We start from the raw sequence: 14990 nt of genomic DNA, 5'->3' as shown, positions 1-14990 counted from the left end.
AGATGGACGTGAGTAAAGATAATCAAAAAACCAAACATGAAATTCCAAGCTTAAAAAGCCTAGAGCGCGACTTTGGTCAGAAGTTCGCTTACCCAGCATCAACAAAAACCTACCTACAAGGTTCACGTCCCGATGTAAAAGCGCCGATCCGCATGATCGAACAATTGTCAACTCGTGTTGGCGAAGAAATGATTCCCAATCCACCTGTACCCGTATATGACACATCAGGACCGTATAGTGATCCCGATATCGTGATTAATCTTGAAAAGGGTTTACCAAGATTGCGGGATGCTTGGATTGCAGAACGTAATGACACGATTCAACTCGCAGGCCCAAGTTCTGAATACGGAGTTGCCCGCTCTCAAGATGAAGCAACACAAAATTTACGCTTTGCACACATCAGTGCGCCGCGTGTTGCTAAGGCAGGCAATAATGTCAGTCAAATGTATTACGCACGTAAGGGTATCGTTACCCCAGAAATGGAATACGTCGCCCTCCGCGAATCTATGGGCCTAGAGCAACTTCGCAAAGATCCTGCCTACAAGCAGCTTCTCAAGCAGCACCCTGGCAAATCTTATGGTGCAAACTTACCGGATATCGTTACCGGTGAATTTGTGCGTTCTGAAATTGCTGCTGGTCGCGCGATTATTCCTGCGAACATTAATCACCCTGAATTAGAGCCCATGATTATTGGTCGTAACTTCCGCGTGAAGATTAACGGCAACCTCGGTAACTCTGCTGTGACTTCTTCAATCAATGAAGAAGTTGAAAAAATGGTGTGGTCGATTCGTTGGGGTGCAGATACCATCATGGATCTTTCCACAGGTAAACATATTCATGAAACCCGTGAGTGGATTATTCGTAATTCACCAGTGCCAATTGGTACTGTTCCGATTTACCAAGCTCTGGATAAAACCGGTGGCATTGCCGAGGATCTCACCTGGGAAATGTTCCGTGATACCTTGGTTGAGCAAGCAGAGCAAGGCGTGGATTACTTCACTATCCACGCAGGTGTATTGCTGCGTTACGTACCACTGACAGCAGATCGTATTACCGGCATTGTGTCTCGTGGCGGTTCCATTATGGCCAAGTGGTGTTTAGCGCACCATAAAGAAAACTTCCTTTACACCAAGTTTGATGAGATCTGCGAGATCATGAAAGCGTATGACGTGTCATTTAGCTTAGGCGATGGTTTACGTCCAGGCTGTATTGCAGACTCCAATGACGCTGCTCAGTTTGGTGAGCTCCATACCTTGGGCGAACTTACAGCCAAAGCCTGGAAGCATGATGTTCAGGTCATGATTGAGGGTCCTGGTCACGTTCCAATGCAGCGTATTGAAGAGAATATGACTGAGGAACTGAAGCATTGCCTAGAAGCGCCCTTCTATACCCTTGGACCATTGATCACCGATATCGCTCCTGGTTACGATCACATTACCAGCGGTATTGGCGCAGCCCAAATTGGTTGGTATGGCACAGCGATGCTTTGCTATGTCACCCCTAAAGAGCACTTAGGTCTGCCTGATAAAGAAGATGTTCGGGAAGGCATCATCACTTACAAGATTGCCGCTCATGGCGCGGACTTGGCTAAAGGCTTGCCTGGCGCACAGGTTCGCGATAACGCTCTATCCAAAGCGCGTTTTGAGTTCCGCTGGGAAGATCAATTTAATCTCGGTTTAGATCCAGAGCGAGCACGTGAATACCACGATGCAACCTTGCCGGCTGAAGGTGCGAAGATTGCGCACTTCTGCTCAATGTGTGGACCGAAGTTCTGCTCGATGAAGATCACTCAAGAAGTACGCGATTACGCTGCAACGCTTGATGCTGACGGCAATCCGAAAGCAAAAGTCATTCCGATTACTGCAGAAGCCTCTTCTGATCCAGCAAAAGGCATGGAAGAAATGTCAGCAGAGTTCCGTAAGCGTGGCAGCGAGATTTATCAGTAAATTGATCTGGGCTGATGGTGAATAGCGCTTCGTTCTCGAATAGCAAGTACGCGATTGTCGGTGGCGGCCTCATGGGCCGTCTGCTGGCAGTTGCACTTGCCCGGCAAGGCGCTCAAGTAGAGCTTTTTGATAAAGGTCACTCCAACGCCAGTGGTGCTACCGCACGCATTGCAGCAGCTATGCTGGCCCCACTTGCAGAATCTGCTATTACAGAAGATTCGGTTGTGCGCATGGGTATTCATAGTTTGCCGCGCTGGAAAGAACTGATCAGTCAGTTATCAACCCCAGTATTTTTTCAACAAGATGGCACATTGATCTTATGGCATCGGCAAGATACTAGTGATGCAGAACGATTTACTGCCCACTTAGAGCGCAACTGCCGGAATAATTCTTTGCTGCAGCTACCGCAAAAACTCAATAATGAAGCGGTACGTGATCTTGAGCCCGGTGTAGCAGATCGATTTACACAAGGCTTGTTTTTGCCAAATGAGGGGCAGCTTGATAATCGCCAATTATTGGATGCACTTCTCATCGAGTTGAATAATCTGAAGGTTCATTGCCACTGGAATACCGAGGCAAACCCAGACGAACTTCGAAAAGATCATACTTATCAAGCAGTCATTGACTGTCGTGGCACCGGAGCAAAGGATGGCTGGAATAACACCTTGCGTGGTGTTCGTGGTGAAGTGATTCGTCTTTATGCGCCAGAAGTCAGACTCAAACGCCCTACCCGCTTGATTCATCCGCGCTATCCAATCTATATCGCCCCCAAAGAAAATGATGTTTATGTTGTTGGCGCTACTGAAATTGAATCGGATGATTTGTCTGAAATGAGCGTGCGCTCAGCGATGGAGCTACTAAGTGCGGTATATACAGTGCATAGTGGTTTTGCCGAGGCCCGTATTTTGGAAATGGCAACCCAGTGTCGACCAACTCTAAAAAATAATCTTCCAGAAATCAAAGCTCGCAAAGATAAAGGGCTCTCGGATTTAATCATGATCAATGGCCTCTATCGCCATGGTTTTATGATTGCGCCAGCTGTCTTAGACTGTGCTTTAGAACTTCTAAGATCTGGCGACAGCAATACCGCGCTCGATTTAGGTCTAAACATCACTCAAGAAGCTAATAATTCTGAGGCTAGCTTATGCGTGTAATCGTGAACCAAATTGAGCATGAACTTCCCACTCAGAGCGTGATCTCTGATGTACTTTCTTTAATTGATGCGAAGCCGCCTTATGCTGTAGCAGTGAATTTGAACTTTGTACCCAAGACTAAACATAGTGAGTTTCTTCTCAATGAGAATGACGAAATAGAAATCATTGCTCCGGTTACCGGAGGTTAAATATTCATGACCGCACCATTACCCAATAATCTCAATAGCGCCGATGCTTTAGTTCTCTATGGCGAGAGCTTTGCGAGCCGGCTATTGTTAGGCACCTCACGTTACCCATCACCACTGGTCTTGGAGAACGCTGTTCAAGTATCCAATCCAGCAATGATCACTGTGAGTCTGCGCCGCCAAGGCACCTCGACTACTGAGGCACATAGCGGTTTTTGGGATCTCCTGAAAAAGATGGCCGTACCCGTTCTACCCAATACCGCAGGCTGCCATAGTCCACAAGAAGTCATCACTACCGCGCAAATGGCCCGTGAAGTTTTTGAGACCGATTGGATTAAATTAGAATTAATTGGTGATGATTACACCTTGCAACCAGATACTTTGCGCTTGGTTCAAGCAGCCGAAACATTGATCAAAGATGGTTTCAAAGTACTGCCTTACTGCACTGAAGATTTAATTTTGTGCCAACGTTTAGTCGATGTTGGCTGCCAAGCTGTTATGCCTTGGGCGGCACCGATTGGAACTGGTCAGGGACCTCTAAATCCCTATGCAATGAAACTATTGCGCGACCGCCTTAAGGTTCCTCTACTAGTTGATGCAGGTCTTGGTCTACCATCTCACGCTTGCACTGTGATGGAATGGGGTTTTGATGGCGTTCTCTTAAATACCGCTGTTGCACTTGCAGAAGATCCTGTAGTCATGGCTAAGGCCTTTGCTATGGCAGTAGATGCGGGCCGCGCCGCTTATTTATCTGGCGCCATGAAGCCACAAGAATCCGCTCAGGCGAGCACGCCATTAGTTGGCACTCCTTTTTGGCATCAGAGCTAATGAGCCTGATTCGGGATCTTGCTGAGCAAATTATTGCAGCCCATCGCAATGATGAACTATGCATTCCGATTCCCCAATTTACGCCTAGCAATCCACCACCCAGAATTGATAACGAAGCTGCTACCGATCACTATGAGCTTGCTGGTGCTCTCGCATCAATCCATATGGGCTTCATTGAATCTGATGCAAAGGTATTAGGCAAGGCCTGGTCTCGCATGGCTCAAGGCGATGGCGGCTTTAATGCTCAGAAATGGCCCAATAGACCAGAGCATTTTGATTTACTGCCCTGGACTCGAAATATGAATCCCAATGCCTTTGCTGAATGTCCATCTCGCTTAGGTTTATATGGTGTGATGCCTGATGCGGATTGGGTAAAACGTATGGTGGACGCAGAACTGCCAACAGTGCAATTACGTTTTAAGTCGGACGATAGATCCAAGATCAGAAAACAAATTAAAGAAGCAGTTGCAGCAAGTAAAGATAGCAAGACCCTGCTGTTTATTAATGATTACTGGGAGCAAGCCATTGATGCAGGCGCCTATGGTGTGCATCTTGGTCAAGAAGATATCGCCACTGCTAATTTAGATCAAATTCGTACAGCTGGTTTACGCTTGGGTTTAAGTACTCACGGTTATGCAGAGATGGTGTATGCGGATCGCTTTTGCCCTAGCTATATTGCGATGGGTGCAGTCTTTCCGACGAATTTAAAAATGATGCCTACTGCACCACAAGGCTTGGGTCGCTTGTATCAATATGCCAAGCTCATGAGCCACTATCCCTTGGTAGCCATTGGTGGCATTGATGAAGGTAGCATTCGTGCCGTTTCTAAGAGTGGTGTTGGCTCGGTAGCGGTTGTACGCGCTATCACGCAAGCGAAAGATCCAAAAGCTGCGATCAAGCACTTGCAAGAGCTAATGCAGTAGTCTGCAAGAGCAGAGAAGCTTTTAGTAATTCCCTTTTTCGTCCAACAAAGCTGTTGGATAGAAATCATGCATATGCCACAAGGGTCCTGGGCCCACGCCGATACTTAAGAAACGTCCTGCTTCTAAGCCGGCTTCCACATAGGCAATTGCTTTTGCTACTGCATGACTTAAATCATGACCTCCAGCTAAATAAGTAGCTGTCGCTGAAGCTAAGGAGCAACCTGTGCCATGAGTATTGGAAGTATTCACTCGATAGTGCTTGAATTCTTTTGACTGAATAACTTCTAAATCATCTTCAATCGTTTTCCACATCAGATAATCAGTAATTTGAGTATGGGTAGCATCAAGGTGGCCACCCTTAATCAAGACAGCCTGCGGGCCCATGTCAAGCAACTGTTGGGCAGCTAGCTTGAAATCATCAGGGCCTAAGATGTCGCGACCCAATAACAAAGATGCTTCATCCATATTTGGCGTAATCAATGTTGCCATCGGAAATAATTCCGTAATCATGGCTTGGGCTGTGTCATCGCCACCCAGGCTTGCACCAGAAGTGGCGCGCAATACAGGATCAAGCACAATCCGCTTTACTCCATGACGACGCAACGCTTGGGCTACAGTTCTCACAATCTCCGGGCTGGCCAACATTCCAATTTTGACAATATCTGCTCCGATATCCAATAAGACTGCATCAATTTGGGCTTCTACAACATCGAGGTCCACATCCTGAATACGAGTGACTCCCAGAGTGTTTTGAGCCGTGATAGCGGTGATCACTGACATCCCATAAGCCCCAAGAGCAGTGATGACCTTAAGATCAGCCTGCAGCCCCGCCCCGCCACCGCTGTCTGAGCCTGCAATGGTCAGTACTTTGGGGATCTGTACGGAGGTAGGAAGTAGAGAGCGCATCTTGCTATAATATTCGCTTATTCCTCGATAGCTCAGTCGGTAGAGCGCCGGACTGTTAATCCGTAGGTCCCTGGTTCGAGCCCAGGTCGAGGAGCCAAGTATTAAAAACCACCTTTTTAGGTGGTTTTTTCTTTATGTGGCCACCTTATTGACACTGCAACACAAAATGCTCACCCAACACTAAAATAAGGCCTATGACCAAGATCCCAGAACTTCTAGCCCCCGCCGGCAGCCTTTCCATGTTGCAAACTGCTTTCGAATTCGGAGCAGACGCGATTTATGCGGGCCAGCCTCGCTATTCTTTGCGAGTTCGCAATAATGACTTTGGGAAAATCGAAGTACTCAAAGAAGGTATTGATATTGCGCATCAGTTGGGTAAAAAGTTTTACCTGGTATCCAACCTTTTGCCTCACGGTGCAAAGACTCGCACCTATATTAAAGATATGTCCCCCGTTGTTGCCTTGAAGCCAGATGCCCTCATCATGTCAGATCCTGGGTTGATTATGATGGCCAGAGAGGCATGGCCTGATATGCCGATTCATTTATCAGTACAAGCCAATACAGTGAATGGCGCCTCTGCCAAATTCTGGCGCTCTGTTGGTATTAGCCGAGTGATTTTGTCTCGTGAACTCTCTTTTGATGAGATTGAAGAAGTACGTCAAGATTGTCCTGAGATGGAACTTGAAGTCTTTGTGCATGGCGCCTTATGTATTGCCTATTCTGGGCGCTGCCTCTTGTCTGGCTATATGTCCCATCGCGACTCCAATCAAGGCGCATGTACTAATGCCTGTCGCTGGGATTACAAAGTTAAGCCTGGACAGCAAACTTCTAGTGGTGATGTTGTTTTGCTTCAAGAGGCCCGTCGTCCAGATGAATTAATGCCTATGGAAGAGGATGAGCACGGCACCTACATCATGAACTCCAAAGACTTACGTGCTGTTGAGCATATCGAACGATTAACAAAGATGGGCGTTGACTCCTTTAAGATTGAAGGCCGCACGAAGTCACCTTATTATGTTTCACGCACCTGTCAGGCCTATCGCTCCGCCATTGACGATGCTGTAGCAGGCAGGCCCTTTAATACGACTCTGCTTGGCAATTTAGAAGGTCTTGCGAATCGCGGCTATACCGATGGCTTTTATGAGCGTCATCACGATAAAGAGTATCAACTCTATATGCGCGGCCACTCCCTCTCGGGCAGAAGTTTGTACGTTGGCGAAACACTGTATATCGATGCAGCCTCTGGCAGAGTCAAAGTCGATGTTAAAAACCGCTTCTCTGTTGGCGACAAGATCGAAATCATCGAACCTCAAGGCAATCAAGACATTGTCTTAGATGCCATGTGGAATATGGCCGGCGAGCCAATTGATGTTGCTCCAGGATCTGGTCACTTCGTGTGGATCAAACTACCACTACGCAGTCAGCATGCCTTCATTGCACGCTACACACATGAGCTAGCACCGGTTGAGACTGCCTCAGCATGCTCTAGTGGCGAGTCTTGCTGTAATGCTTAAGTAATGAAAACAAATTCAAGCACTGAAACTCATTCTGAAGGCATCAAGGAAAAGCTTGAAGGGGAGGCTAAGAAGGCTTTAGTTCTGTCTGCCTATTTTGGCACTTGGTTCTGCGCCCTGACTTTTTTAGCCATCACCAATTCAGAAGGTCATCCTATTACCTTCTCTATTTTTGGACTTGCTCTCATCAAAGCGGGCCTTTGCGCCAAGTTTATGTTAATAGCCCAGGCCATCTTTCCAATTAAGATCAACAAAACCCATGGAATTATTAAATCCCTCTTTCTTGAATCGCTTTTCTATATTTTTGTTGTTCTAAGCTTGAACTATATTGAGGCCGGAGTTGAGGGGCTGATTCACGGCAAAAACTTTATTGATGCGATGACCAGTTTTGGCCAAAAAAATCCTCTGCATGTCTTAGCCATGACTATGGTTTATTGGCTAATAGTTTGGCCATATCTTGTATTGGTTGGCATCAGATTGGCTCTGGGTGAGGATACGACGCTCAATATCCTTTTTGGCAAAAAAGATTCTGCTGCTTGATTTTTTTGAGGTCTCTAGCTTTGACCTTAAGCTCAAGAACTCTTTTTTGGATTTTTGCTTTAGGTTTTCTCTCTACCGGCGTTCAAGCTCAAGAAATTGAAGCCCGCGCTTATTCCAATGCCCCAATTGGTATTAACTTTGTAACGGGCGGCATTGCCCAAGTCAAAAGTGGCACATATAAGTTAACTACTGAAGCCATTAGCCTAACTCATATTCTGGGTATTGCAGGCCAATCGGGACGAATTAGCCTAGTGCTACCCTATTCTGAATTATCTGGTACTGGCACCTTAGGCGGCCAAGCGATTAATGCATCTGCTGAAGGTCTATCTGATCCAATGATTAAGGCCTCAGTCAACTTATATGGCGCGCCTGCACTCTCCGTAAGTGAGTTCAAAAATTATCAGCAAGACCTGATTATTGGCGTAAGCCTCGCTGCCTCCATTCCTTGGGGCAAGTACAACAGCGATCAGATGATTAATGTTGGCGGTAATCGCACAGTCATTCAGCCAGGTATCGGCGCTTCGCAAGCAGTGGGTCCATGGCGTTTGGAGTTGGCTGGTATGGCATCGATTTACACCAGCAATGCGAGCTATTTAGGAAGTAATACCTTGTCGCAAAATCCAGTCTATTCAAGCGAAACACATGTCATTTATTACTTCCCAAATACGGCATGGATATCGGCCGATGCGACTTACTTCTTTGGTGGGCAGACCTATGTCAACGGCACGCCAGTAAATGGCTCTCAAGAAAACTGGCGTTTTGGTACTACGCTCTCCTACCCGGTTGATAAACATCACTCCATCAGACTTACAGGAAGTACTGGAGTCTATTCCCGCACTGATACGAGCTATAACGCTGTTGGGATTTCTTGGCAATATCGCTGGGGTGGCGGCCTATAGGCGTTGTAGCGCCTGGATGACTACAATAAGACCTAAATAGTATTTTCATAAATATTCATTACTGAGACAAATATGAGCACCAAGCCAAAAGATCCTAAAACAGCACCCGAGACTGGTTTACGTAAGGGCTTAACGAGTTATGGCGATAAAGGCTTCTCATTATTTTTGCGCAAAGCATTTATTAAAGGCGCGGGTTATACCAACAGCGCTTTAGATCGCCCTGTTATTGGCATCATCAATACTGGCAGTGCTTACAACCCATGCCACGGCAATATGCCGCAACTCATTGAAGCAGTCAAACGTGGCGTCATGCTTGCTGGCGGCTTGCCGATGGAATTTCCGACCATCTCAATTCATGAGAGTTTTGCTGCGCCGACTAGTATGTACTTGCGTAATCTGATGTCGATGGATACGGAAGAGATGTTGCGTGCTCAACCGATGGATGCGGTTGTCATGATTGGTGGTTGCGACAAAACGGTCCCAGCACAGATGATGGGCGCTGCCTCTGCAGGCTTACCAGCCATTCAACTCATCACTGGTTCTATGCTGACTGGCTCACATCGTAGTGAACGTGTTGGCGCATGCACTGACTGTCGTCGCTACTGGGGTAAATTCCGCGCTGGTGAGATCGATGAAATTGAAAAAGACGAAGTCAATGACCAACTTGTTGCTAGCGTAGGCACCTGCTCGGTGATGGGTACTGCCAGCACAATGGCTTGCATCTCCGAAGCTCTAGGCATGACAGTTCCCGGCGGCGCTTCTCCACCAGCCGTGACTGCAGACCGCATTCGAGTAGCAGAAGAAACTGGAACTTGTGCCGTGCAAATGGCTAAAGATGGCTTAACGATTGACAAGATCCTGACTGCAGATGCATTTGAAAATGCAATTCGTGTATTACTGGCTATTGGCGGCTCTACTAATGGCATCGTTCACTTAGCAGCAATCGCCGGTCGTATGGGTCTGGAGATTGATCTAGATGCGCTCGACAAAATGGGTAATGAAACTCCCGTACTGGTGGATTTAAAACCTTCTGGCGATCATTACATGGAAAATTTCCATGATGCTGGTGGTATGACCACTTTATTACGCGAACTTAAGCCCCAGTTAAAACTCAATGTAATGACTGTGACCGGTAAAACGCTTGGCGAAGAAATTGATACAGCACCACCGAGCTTTAAGCAGGATGTTGTTCGTCCATTTGACAAGCCAATCTATCCTCGTGGCAGCATTGCCGTTCTACATGGCAATCTAGCGCCTGGTGGCGCGATCATTAAGCAATCAGCAGCTAACGAGAAGCTCATGGAGCATGAAGGCCGTGCTGTGGTGTTTGAGAATGCCGAAGATCTCGCTACTCGTATTGACAGTCCTGATTTAGATGTCACAGCCGACGATATTTTGGTACTCAAGAACATTGGCCCCAAGGGTGCACCCGGCATGCCTGAAGCAGGCTACATCCCTATTCCCATGAAACTAGCCCGTGCTGGCGTGAAAGACATCGTTCGCATTTCTGATGGGCGCATGAGTGGTACCGCATTCGGAACTATCGTATTACACGTTACTCCTGAATCAGCCATTGGCGGCCCGTTAGCGCATGTACGCAATGGTGATCGCATTCGTTTGAGCGTTCAAAATCGCGAGATCAGCTTGCTAATTTCTGATGAAGAGCTGGCTCGGCGCGCTCAAGAAAATCCAATTACATCACCGACTGCTGAACGGGGATACAAGAAGCTATTCTTAGATACTGTTACCCAAGCCGATCAAGGTGTGGACTTTGATTTCTTGAGAGCAACCAAAATGGTTGGTAAAACTCCACGCAAATAATCGTCTTGCTGTGGATTTATAAGTTTCTGAGCTCTCGGCGCAAAATCTTACCGACATTAGATTTGGGAAGTTCGTTAATAAAGACCACTTTCCGGGGGCGTTTGTAACTGGTCATATGGTCTTTGCAGTATTGCAAGATATCAGCCTCAGTTAAGTGATGGTTATCTCTGACGACATAAGCTTTGACGATTTCTCCTAGCTTACGGTGTGGTACACCAATCACAGCACATTCTCTAATGCCATCCATTTGAACCAAGTGATCCTCTACATCATTAGGAAAGACTTTAAAGCCTGCCACCACAATCATGTCTTTCTTACGGTCAACAATTTCTACATAGCCCTCATCCGTGATGAAGCCAATATCTCCTGACTTAAAGAAACCATCGGTAGTCATGCAATGTGCTGTCTCCTCTGGTTTATTCCAGTAGCCCGCCATCACTTGTGGCCCCTGAATACAGATCTCGCCGGGACTTCCATTTGGTAGTTCAACCTCATCATCATCCAGAATGACAACATCAGTACTCGGTAAAGGCATGCCAATGTGCCCTGTGAAATGTTTTTCTAGAGGCGTGTTCACACAGACTACAGGCGATGTCTCTGATAAACCATAGCCTTGAGCAATTGGTACACCTGTCAGCGCTTGCCAATGGTCAGCAGTTTTCTTATGAACTGCCATCCCCCCTCCAATCGTGATCAATAAATTAGGAAGTTTTACCTTCTTGAATTCAGGCCGATGAATCAAGGCATGAAACAGGGTATTCACGCCTGGAAAAATATTGATGTTCGGATGCTTCATCAGCATTTTGATAAAGCCGGTGATATCGCGAGGGTTAGGAACGAGAATCAACAGACTACCTTTAGCAATGCCCAGCAAAGCACAGGCCGTTAAAGCAAAAATATGAGTCATGGGCAAAGCACATAAAAATACCAATTGCTCTTCTGGCTTTTGTTTCAGACCAGGATTTAACCAGCACTCAATTTGCGCCACATTAGACAAAATATTACGATGGAGCAACACAGCCCCTTTAGAGGTTCCAGTAGTGCCGCCGGTATATTGCAAGAAAGCAATGTCATCTAGACCGATATTGGGTTTTTGAAAGTGATGCTGACTGCCTATATCAAGCGCATCTTTAAAAGTGATGTGGGCAAACTCCCAAGGAGGAATTAACTTTTTAATATCTCTGGCAACCCAATTAATGAGGCGACCTTTGAGGCCCATTAACTCACCTGGGCTGCTCACAATCACTTGCACAATAGTCTTTATAGGATTCACTTCTTGATAGATGTGAGCAAAGTTTTCCATTACCACCAGAACTGCTGCCCCACTATCAAGTAATTGCGCCTCAAGCTCACGCGCTGTATAGAGTGGATTGATATTGACCACTACATAACCGGCCCTCAGAGTACCAATCATTGCCACTAGGTACTCTATGACGTTGGGATACATTAAGGCAACACGTGCACCCTTCTCTAATTTCAGGGTTTGTAAATAGGAAGCAAAGTCATGGGAGAGTTTGTCGAGCTCTCTGTATGAGAAAAACCCACCCATCGCCTCCACGGCTTTCCGCCTACTAAAGCGCGCAAGGCACTCATCAATTAACTCAGTCAACGATGTATGGCTTAGAGGTCCAATCTCATGAGGAACGCCTTGTGGATAATTTTTTAGCCAAGGCTTAGAGGTATCTAGGGCCATATCAGTACTTAGCTCAATAATTGTCTTAACTTCTCAATAAATAGATCTTGTCCGTGGTTTACTTTTTCATGCCAATCATTACCTGAGCTCTCATTTGCATCATCCGTAATGTACTTATACGAATGCCAAGGAATTTGGTGGTGATTAGCAACATAAGCTATAGCAAATAACTCCATATCTACCAGATCTACCCCTTGACTCAGTAACCAAGGATCAGAAGCAGTGACAAAGCTATCACCAGAGCCACAAACGTACTTTCCGGAGGAAAGATATTCGAACGGTCTCTCGCAAAATGGTGTCTTGCCTCTTGGCGCCAGAGGCTCAGCCATCATATCGCGCTGAATCACTTTGCCAATGTGGAGCAAACCATCTAATTGAGGATTAATTTTTCCTGCGGTACCAAAGTTCATGATCGCGCTAGGGTTAAATTGATCAATTGCCTTAAGGCTCGTAAGTGCTGCATTAATCTTACCCAGACCAGAATAAACAATCTCCACTCCCGATGGGAGTGCATCGCGCTTGAGCTCGGATTCCAATGCGGTGATAATGAGGAGATCTGTTTTCATGTCTGCCATTAATGAATTTATTAGATTATCTACCCGGAGTGCCCGATTTTCCGAAACCTGGAATTCTCTTTAGGGATATCTCACCATTATTAGCCAATCCAGCAGCCTTCAAGGAGGCTATCGCCCAAATGGAGGCACTGGCCCAGTCTTTTGACTACACCCATATTTTAGGTATTGAATCCAGGGGCTTTATTTTTGGCTCTGCTCTAGCGCATCATACCCATAAGGGTCTAGCACTAGCCAGAAAGCCCAATAAGCTTCCCTTAGCTACCCATAAAGAATTCTATGGCCTGGAATACGGCTCTGATTATTTGGAGATTCAACAATCAACCCTTCCTGCAGGTGCTAAGGTTTTACTAATTGATGATGTATTGGCTACTGGTGGCACGCTAATTGCTGCAAATAAATTATTACGCAATGCTGGATTTGAAGTCTGTGGCGCAATTACCTTGTTAGAAATTTCGTTCTTAAATGGTAGGCAACTGCTCGATCAGCATGGCATCGCCAATAAATCGGTATTGGTAAGCTAGATTAGCTTTTTGGCACTCTTTAATAACTTCATTGCACCCCAACCGACAGCGAGAAACTTACTGGCTAACTTAGGCTTGTAGTGGGCCAGTGCTGCAAATGCGCTAGTCCAGATAATGGGATTATTTTTTAAGAAATGAAAAGCATCGACACCTTTATCAGCCCAAGAGAGTGGTTTCTCCAAGGGCTCAAAGTGCTCTGAAAACTGTTTACGCTCTCGGCTAGCCTGAGCTCTGAGCTCATGCTGACGATGCTCTAAGTCTTTTAAGGTAGCGCTCATTTAGAGAGCGCCTCACGATCCTTAGCAAGCTCAGCAATAGATGCCTCAAATAATTTGGGCATAGTGCGCAATGATTGCATGATCATTACTGCCAGAATGAGGCCAATTAATAAAAAGGCGCTAGTCAGTAAACCAAGCGCCATCATACGATCCGACTCCCAGCTATAGATAACAATCAATAGCGCGAGCATGACCAAGCCAAAGAACAAGAAAAATAAGGCGCTCACAATCATTACTAGCAAGCTAATGAATTTAGTTCTAGCAATTTGCACATCAAGTGAAATTAACTCTAAGCGAGTTTGCGCAATCGATGCACCTGTAGTTACGAGGTTTTTAATCGATGATAGTAAGTTTTCTTGGGACATATCAGCCTAGCGACGACGAATAAACAGACCGATTAATAAACCTAGTCCAGCAGCTACTCCCACTGCCTCCCAGGGATTGCGATGCACAAAGTCATCTGCACTCGCAGCTGCCGCTTTCGCCTTATCGGCTAATTGACCTTCAATACCAGAAAGACTTTCTTTAGCCCCAGCAATGGTTTCGAGGGCTTTAGATCGTATCGATCCAATAGCGCCATCTGCATGACCCTCGGTTGCCTGAATCAGTGCTTCTGCATCGGCCATGAGCGCTTTGAATTCTCCAATTAACTGGTCAGAACTCACCGTAGCTGCTTCTGTTGCTATATCGGATTTTTTGGCTGTCATGGACGTGATCCTCATTAAGATATCTCTATTCTAAGCACTTCCCGGGTGGGCGCCCAACAATAACACCGTCATTCCGGCATTCCCTTCTTTGAAGCGTTTTAGATATCTCTTCAAACCTGGACGACGTTTCAATAATGCCTGGTAGGCCTCACTTCCATAGGCCACATTCTCGCCAAAGAAGTATTCAAGTACACGGTCTGAATAACGATTATTTTCCAGCGCATCATGAATCGCCCACTTAATTCGACCACCCTCTCCGCTTGAGCCATAACCATGAATCAGAATGATTGCTTTAATTCCGAGCTCTAGGCACTTGCGCAGTTGTTCAGTGAGTTCATCCAGAGCCTCCTCAACATAGGGGCTGCCTTGCTTGATGTTGATTTCGATTGTGTCGGTAGTGAGTGTGGGCAAATGATCGGAACCACAATGCGGACACTGATTAAACAATGCCCGCACATTTCCACAATCAGGACACTCCGCGGTATATGGCACTATTAGTA

General features: G+C 46.3%; 17 protein-coding genes and 1 tRNA gene. 11 read left to right on the top strand and 7 right to left on the bottom strand.

The genetic code is table 11. From position 1 onward, the window contains the following. The first annotated feature begins 41 nt into the window (after nucleotides 1-41). The 5 genes from thiC to thiE are packed head-to-tail and all read left to right on the top strand — an operon-like array spanning nucleotide 42 to nucleotide 5036. A complete protein-coding gene (gene thiC / locus ICN17_RS08100; RefSeq protein ID WP_216237604.1) occupies nucleotides 42-1946 on the top strand; it encodes a phosphomethylpyrimidine synthase ThiC in 1905 nt (634 codons plus the stop codon). A gap of 14 nt (nucleotides 1947-1960) precedes the next feature. Beyond that, nucleotides 1961-3100 (top strand): FAD-dependent oxidoreductase, encoded by a 1140-nt coding sequence (locus ICN17_RS08095; RefSeq protein WP_216236989.1) that lies wholly within the window; start codon nucleotides 1961-1963, stop codon nucleotides 3098-3100. Continuing rightward, the gene (gene thiS, locus ICN17_RS08090; RefSeq protein WP_216236988.1) at nucleotides 3091-3288 is read left to right on the top strand and encodes a sulfur carrier protein ThiS; all 198 of its coding nucleotides are present in this window, start codon (nucleotides 3091-3093) and stop codon (nucleotides 3286-3288) included. The genes ICN17_RS08095 and thiS overlap by 10 nt, the downstream gene beginning before the upstream one ends. A 6-nt stretch (nucleotides 3289-3294) precedes the next feature. Further along, the gene (locus tag ICN17_RS08085; RefSeq protein WP_216236987.1) at nucleotides 3295-4113 is read left to right on the top strand and encodes a thiazole synthase; all 819 of its coding nucleotides are present in this window, start codon (nucleotides 3295-3297) and stop codon (nucleotides 4111-4113) included. After that, on the top strand, nucleotides 4113-5036 hold the full coding sequence (gene thiE / locus ICN17_RS08080; RefSeq protein WP_216236986.1) for a thiamine phosphate synthase: 924 nt from the start codon (nucleotides 4113-4115) through the stop codon (nucleotides 5034-5036). The genes ICN17_RS08085 and thiE overlap by 1 nt, the downstream gene beginning before the upstream one ends. A 21-nt stretch (nucleotides 5037-5057) precedes the next feature. Here thiE and thiD read toward each other — a convergent pair whose 3' ends face one another. Beyond that, nucleotides 5058-5942, bottom strand: coding sequence for a bifunctional hydroxymethylpyrimidine kinase/phosphomethylpyrimidine kinase (thiD, locus tag ICN17_RS08075; protein WP_216236985.1), 885 nt, complete (start codon nucleotides 5940-5942; stop codon nucleotides 5058-5060). Nucleotides 5943-5963: 21 nt separating this feature from the next. On the opposite strand from thiD, the gene ICN17_RS08070 reads away from it, so the two are divergent. The 5 genes from ICN17_RS08070 (at nucleotide 5964) to ICN17_RS08050 (ending at nucleotide 10716) form a co-directional block, all read left to right on the top strand. Beyond that, a tRNA-Asn gene (locus ICN17_RS08070) sits at nucleotides 5964-6039 on the top strand. A 97-nt stretch (nucleotides 6040-6136) separates the two neighbouring features. Continuing rightward, nucleotides 6137-7456 carry a U32 family peptidase gene (locus tag ICN17_RS08065; protein ID WP_216236984.1) on the top strand — a complete coding sequence of 440 codons (1320 nt, stop codon included), beginning with the start codon at nucleotides 6137-6139 and terminating at the stop codon, nucleotides 7454-7456. A gap of 3 nt (nucleotides 7457-7459) precedes the next feature. Then, on the top strand, nucleotides 7460-7996 hold the full coding sequence (locus tag ICN17_RS08060; protein ID WP_216236983.1) for a hypothetical protein: 537 nt from the start codon (nucleotides 7460-7462) through the stop codon (nucleotides 7994-7996). Nucleotides 7997-8016: 20 nt separating this feature from the next. After that, nucleotides 8017-8895: a transporter gene (locus tag ICN17_RS08055; RefSeq protein WP_216236982.1), complete on the top strand. Its 879-nt coding sequence runs from the start codon at nucleotides 8017-8019 to the stop codon at nucleotides 8893-8895. Between the two features lie 72 nt (nucleotides 8896-8967). Continuing rightward, nucleotides 8968-10716: an IlvD/Edd family dehydratase gene (locus tag ICN17_RS08050; RefSeq protein WP_216236981.1), complete on the top strand. Its 1749-nt coding sequence runs from the start codon at nucleotides 8968-8970 to the stop codon at nucleotides 10714-10716. A 16-nt stretch (nucleotides 10717-10732) separates the two neighbouring features. On the opposite strand, the gene ICN17_RS08045 is transcribed toward ICN17_RS08050, so the two are convergent. Both ICN17_RS08045 and ICN17_RS08040 read right to left on the bottom strand, forming a co-directional pair. Next, nucleotides 10733-12409, bottom strand: coding sequence for an AMP-binding protein (locus ICN17_RS08045; protein ID WP_216236980.1), 1677 nt, complete (start codon nucleotides 12407-12409; stop codon nucleotides 10733-10735). An 8-nt stretch (nucleotides 12410-12417) separates the two neighbouring features. After that, nucleotides 12418-12975, bottom strand: coding sequence for a 5'-methylthioadenosine nucleosidase (locus ICN17_RS08040; protein ID WP_216236979.1), 558 nt, complete (start codon nucleotides 12973-12975; stop codon nucleotides 12418-12420). 11 nt (nucleotides 12976-12986) lie between these two features. On the opposite strand from ICN17_RS08040, the gene ICN17_RS08035 reads away from it, so the two are divergent. Next, entirely contained in the window at nucleotides 12987-13505 is a 519-nt protein-coding gene (locus ICN17_RS08035; RefSeq protein ID WP_216236978.1) for an adenine phosphoribosyltransferase, read from the top strand. On the opposite strand, the gene ICN17_RS08030 is transcribed toward ICN17_RS08035, so the two are convergent. From ICN17_RS08030 to ICN17_RS08015, 4 genes are read right to left on the bottom strand one after another with little or no spacing between them, the layout of a single operon-like run. After that, a complete protein-coding gene (locus ICN17_RS08030) occupies nucleotides 13502-13783 on the bottom strand; it encodes a YqjK-like family protein (RefSeq protein ID WP_216236977.1) in 282 nt (93 codons plus the stop codon). The genes ICN17_RS08035 and ICN17_RS08030 overlap by 4 nt on opposite strands. Next, the gene (locus ICN17_RS08025; protein ID WP_087909910.1) at nucleotides 13780-14148 is read right to left on the bottom strand and encodes a phage holin family protein; all 369 of its coding nucleotides are present in this window, start codon (nucleotides 14146-14148) and stop codon (nucleotides 13780-13782) included. Before ICN17_RS08025 ends, ICN17_RS08030 begins: the two co-directional genes overlap by 4 nt. A gap of 6 nt (nucleotides 14149-14154) precedes the next feature. Continuing rightward, entirely contained in the window at nucleotides 14155-14490 is a 336-nt protein-coding gene (locus ICN17_RS08020) for a YqjD family protein (protein WP_216236976.1), read from the bottom strand. Between the two features lie 30 nt (nucleotides 14491-14520). After that, nucleotides 14521-14982, bottom strand: coding sequence for a Smr/MutS family protein (locus ICN17_RS08015; RefSeq protein ID WP_216236975.1), 462 nt, complete (start codon nucleotides 14980-14982; stop codon nucleotides 14521-14523). Between the last annotated feature and the right edge of the window lie 8 nt (nucleotides 14983-14990).

The organism is Polynucleobacter sp. 73C-SIWE (assembly GCF_018882465.1).
GTDB lineage: Bacteria > Pseudomonadota > Gammaproteobacteria > Burkholderiales > Burkholderiaceae > Polynucleobacter.
The sequence above is the reverse complement of the archived record's forward strand: the minus strand, read 5'-3'. Positions and strand labels throughout refer to the sequence as shown.

Bases quoted from the DNA above. Each gene is read 5' to 3' on its own strand.
- ICN17_RS08095 (WP_216236989.1), top strand. From the start codon at position 1,961: ATGGTGAATAGCGCTTCGTTCTCGAATAGCAAGTACGCGATTGTCGGT.
- thiS (WP_216236988.1), top strand. From the start codon at position 3,091: ATGCGTGTAATCGTGAACCAAATTGAGCATGAACTTCCCACTCAGAGC.
- ICN17_RS08085 (WP_216236987.1), top strand. From the start codon at position 3,295: ATGACCGCACCATTACCCAATAATCTCAATAGCGCCGATGCTTTAGTT.
- thiE (WP_216236986.1), top strand. From the start codon at position 4,113: ATGAGCCTGATTCGGGATCTTGCTGAGCAAATTATTGCAGCCCATCGC.
- thiD (WP_216236985.1), bottom strand. From the start codon at position 5,942: ATGCGCTCTCTACTTCCTACCTCCGTACAGATCCCCAAAGTACTGACC.
- ICN17_RS08065 (WP_216236984.1), top strand. From the start codon at position 6,137: ATGACCAAGATCCCAGAACTTCTAGCCCCCGCCGGCAGCCTTTCCATG.
- ICN17_RS08060 (WP_216236983.1), top strand. From the start codon at position 7,460: ATGAAAACAAATTCAAGCACTGAAACTCATTCTGAAGGCATCAAGGAA.
- ICN17_RS08050 (WP_216236981.1), top strand. From the start codon at position 8,968: ATGAGCACCAAGCCAAAAGATCCTAAAACAGCACCCGAGACTGGTTTA.
- ICN17_RS08045 (WP_216236980.1), bottom strand. From the start codon at position 12,409: ATGGCCCTAGATACCTCTAAGCCTTGGCTAAAAAATTATCCACAAGGC.
- ICN17_RS08040 (WP_216236979.1), bottom strand. From the start codon at position 12,975: ATGAAAACAGATCTCCTCATTATCACCGCATTGGAATCCGAGCTCAAG.
- ICN17_RS08035 (WP_216236978.1), top strand. From the start codon at position 12,987: ATGAATTTATTAGATTATCTACCCGGAGTGCCCGATTTTCCGAAACCT.
- ICN17_RS08030 (WP_216236977.1), bottom strand. From the start codon at position 13,783: ATGAGCGCTACCTTAAAAGACTTAGAGCATCGTCAGCATGAGCTCAGA.
- ICN17_RS08025 (WP_087909910.1), bottom strand. From the start codon at position 14,148: ATGTCCCAAGAAAACTTACTATCATCGATTAAAAACCTCGTAACTACA.
- ICN17_RS08020 (WP_216236976.1), bottom strand. From the start codon at position 14,490: ATGACAGCCAAAAAATCCGATATAGCAACAGAAGCAGCTACGGTGAGT.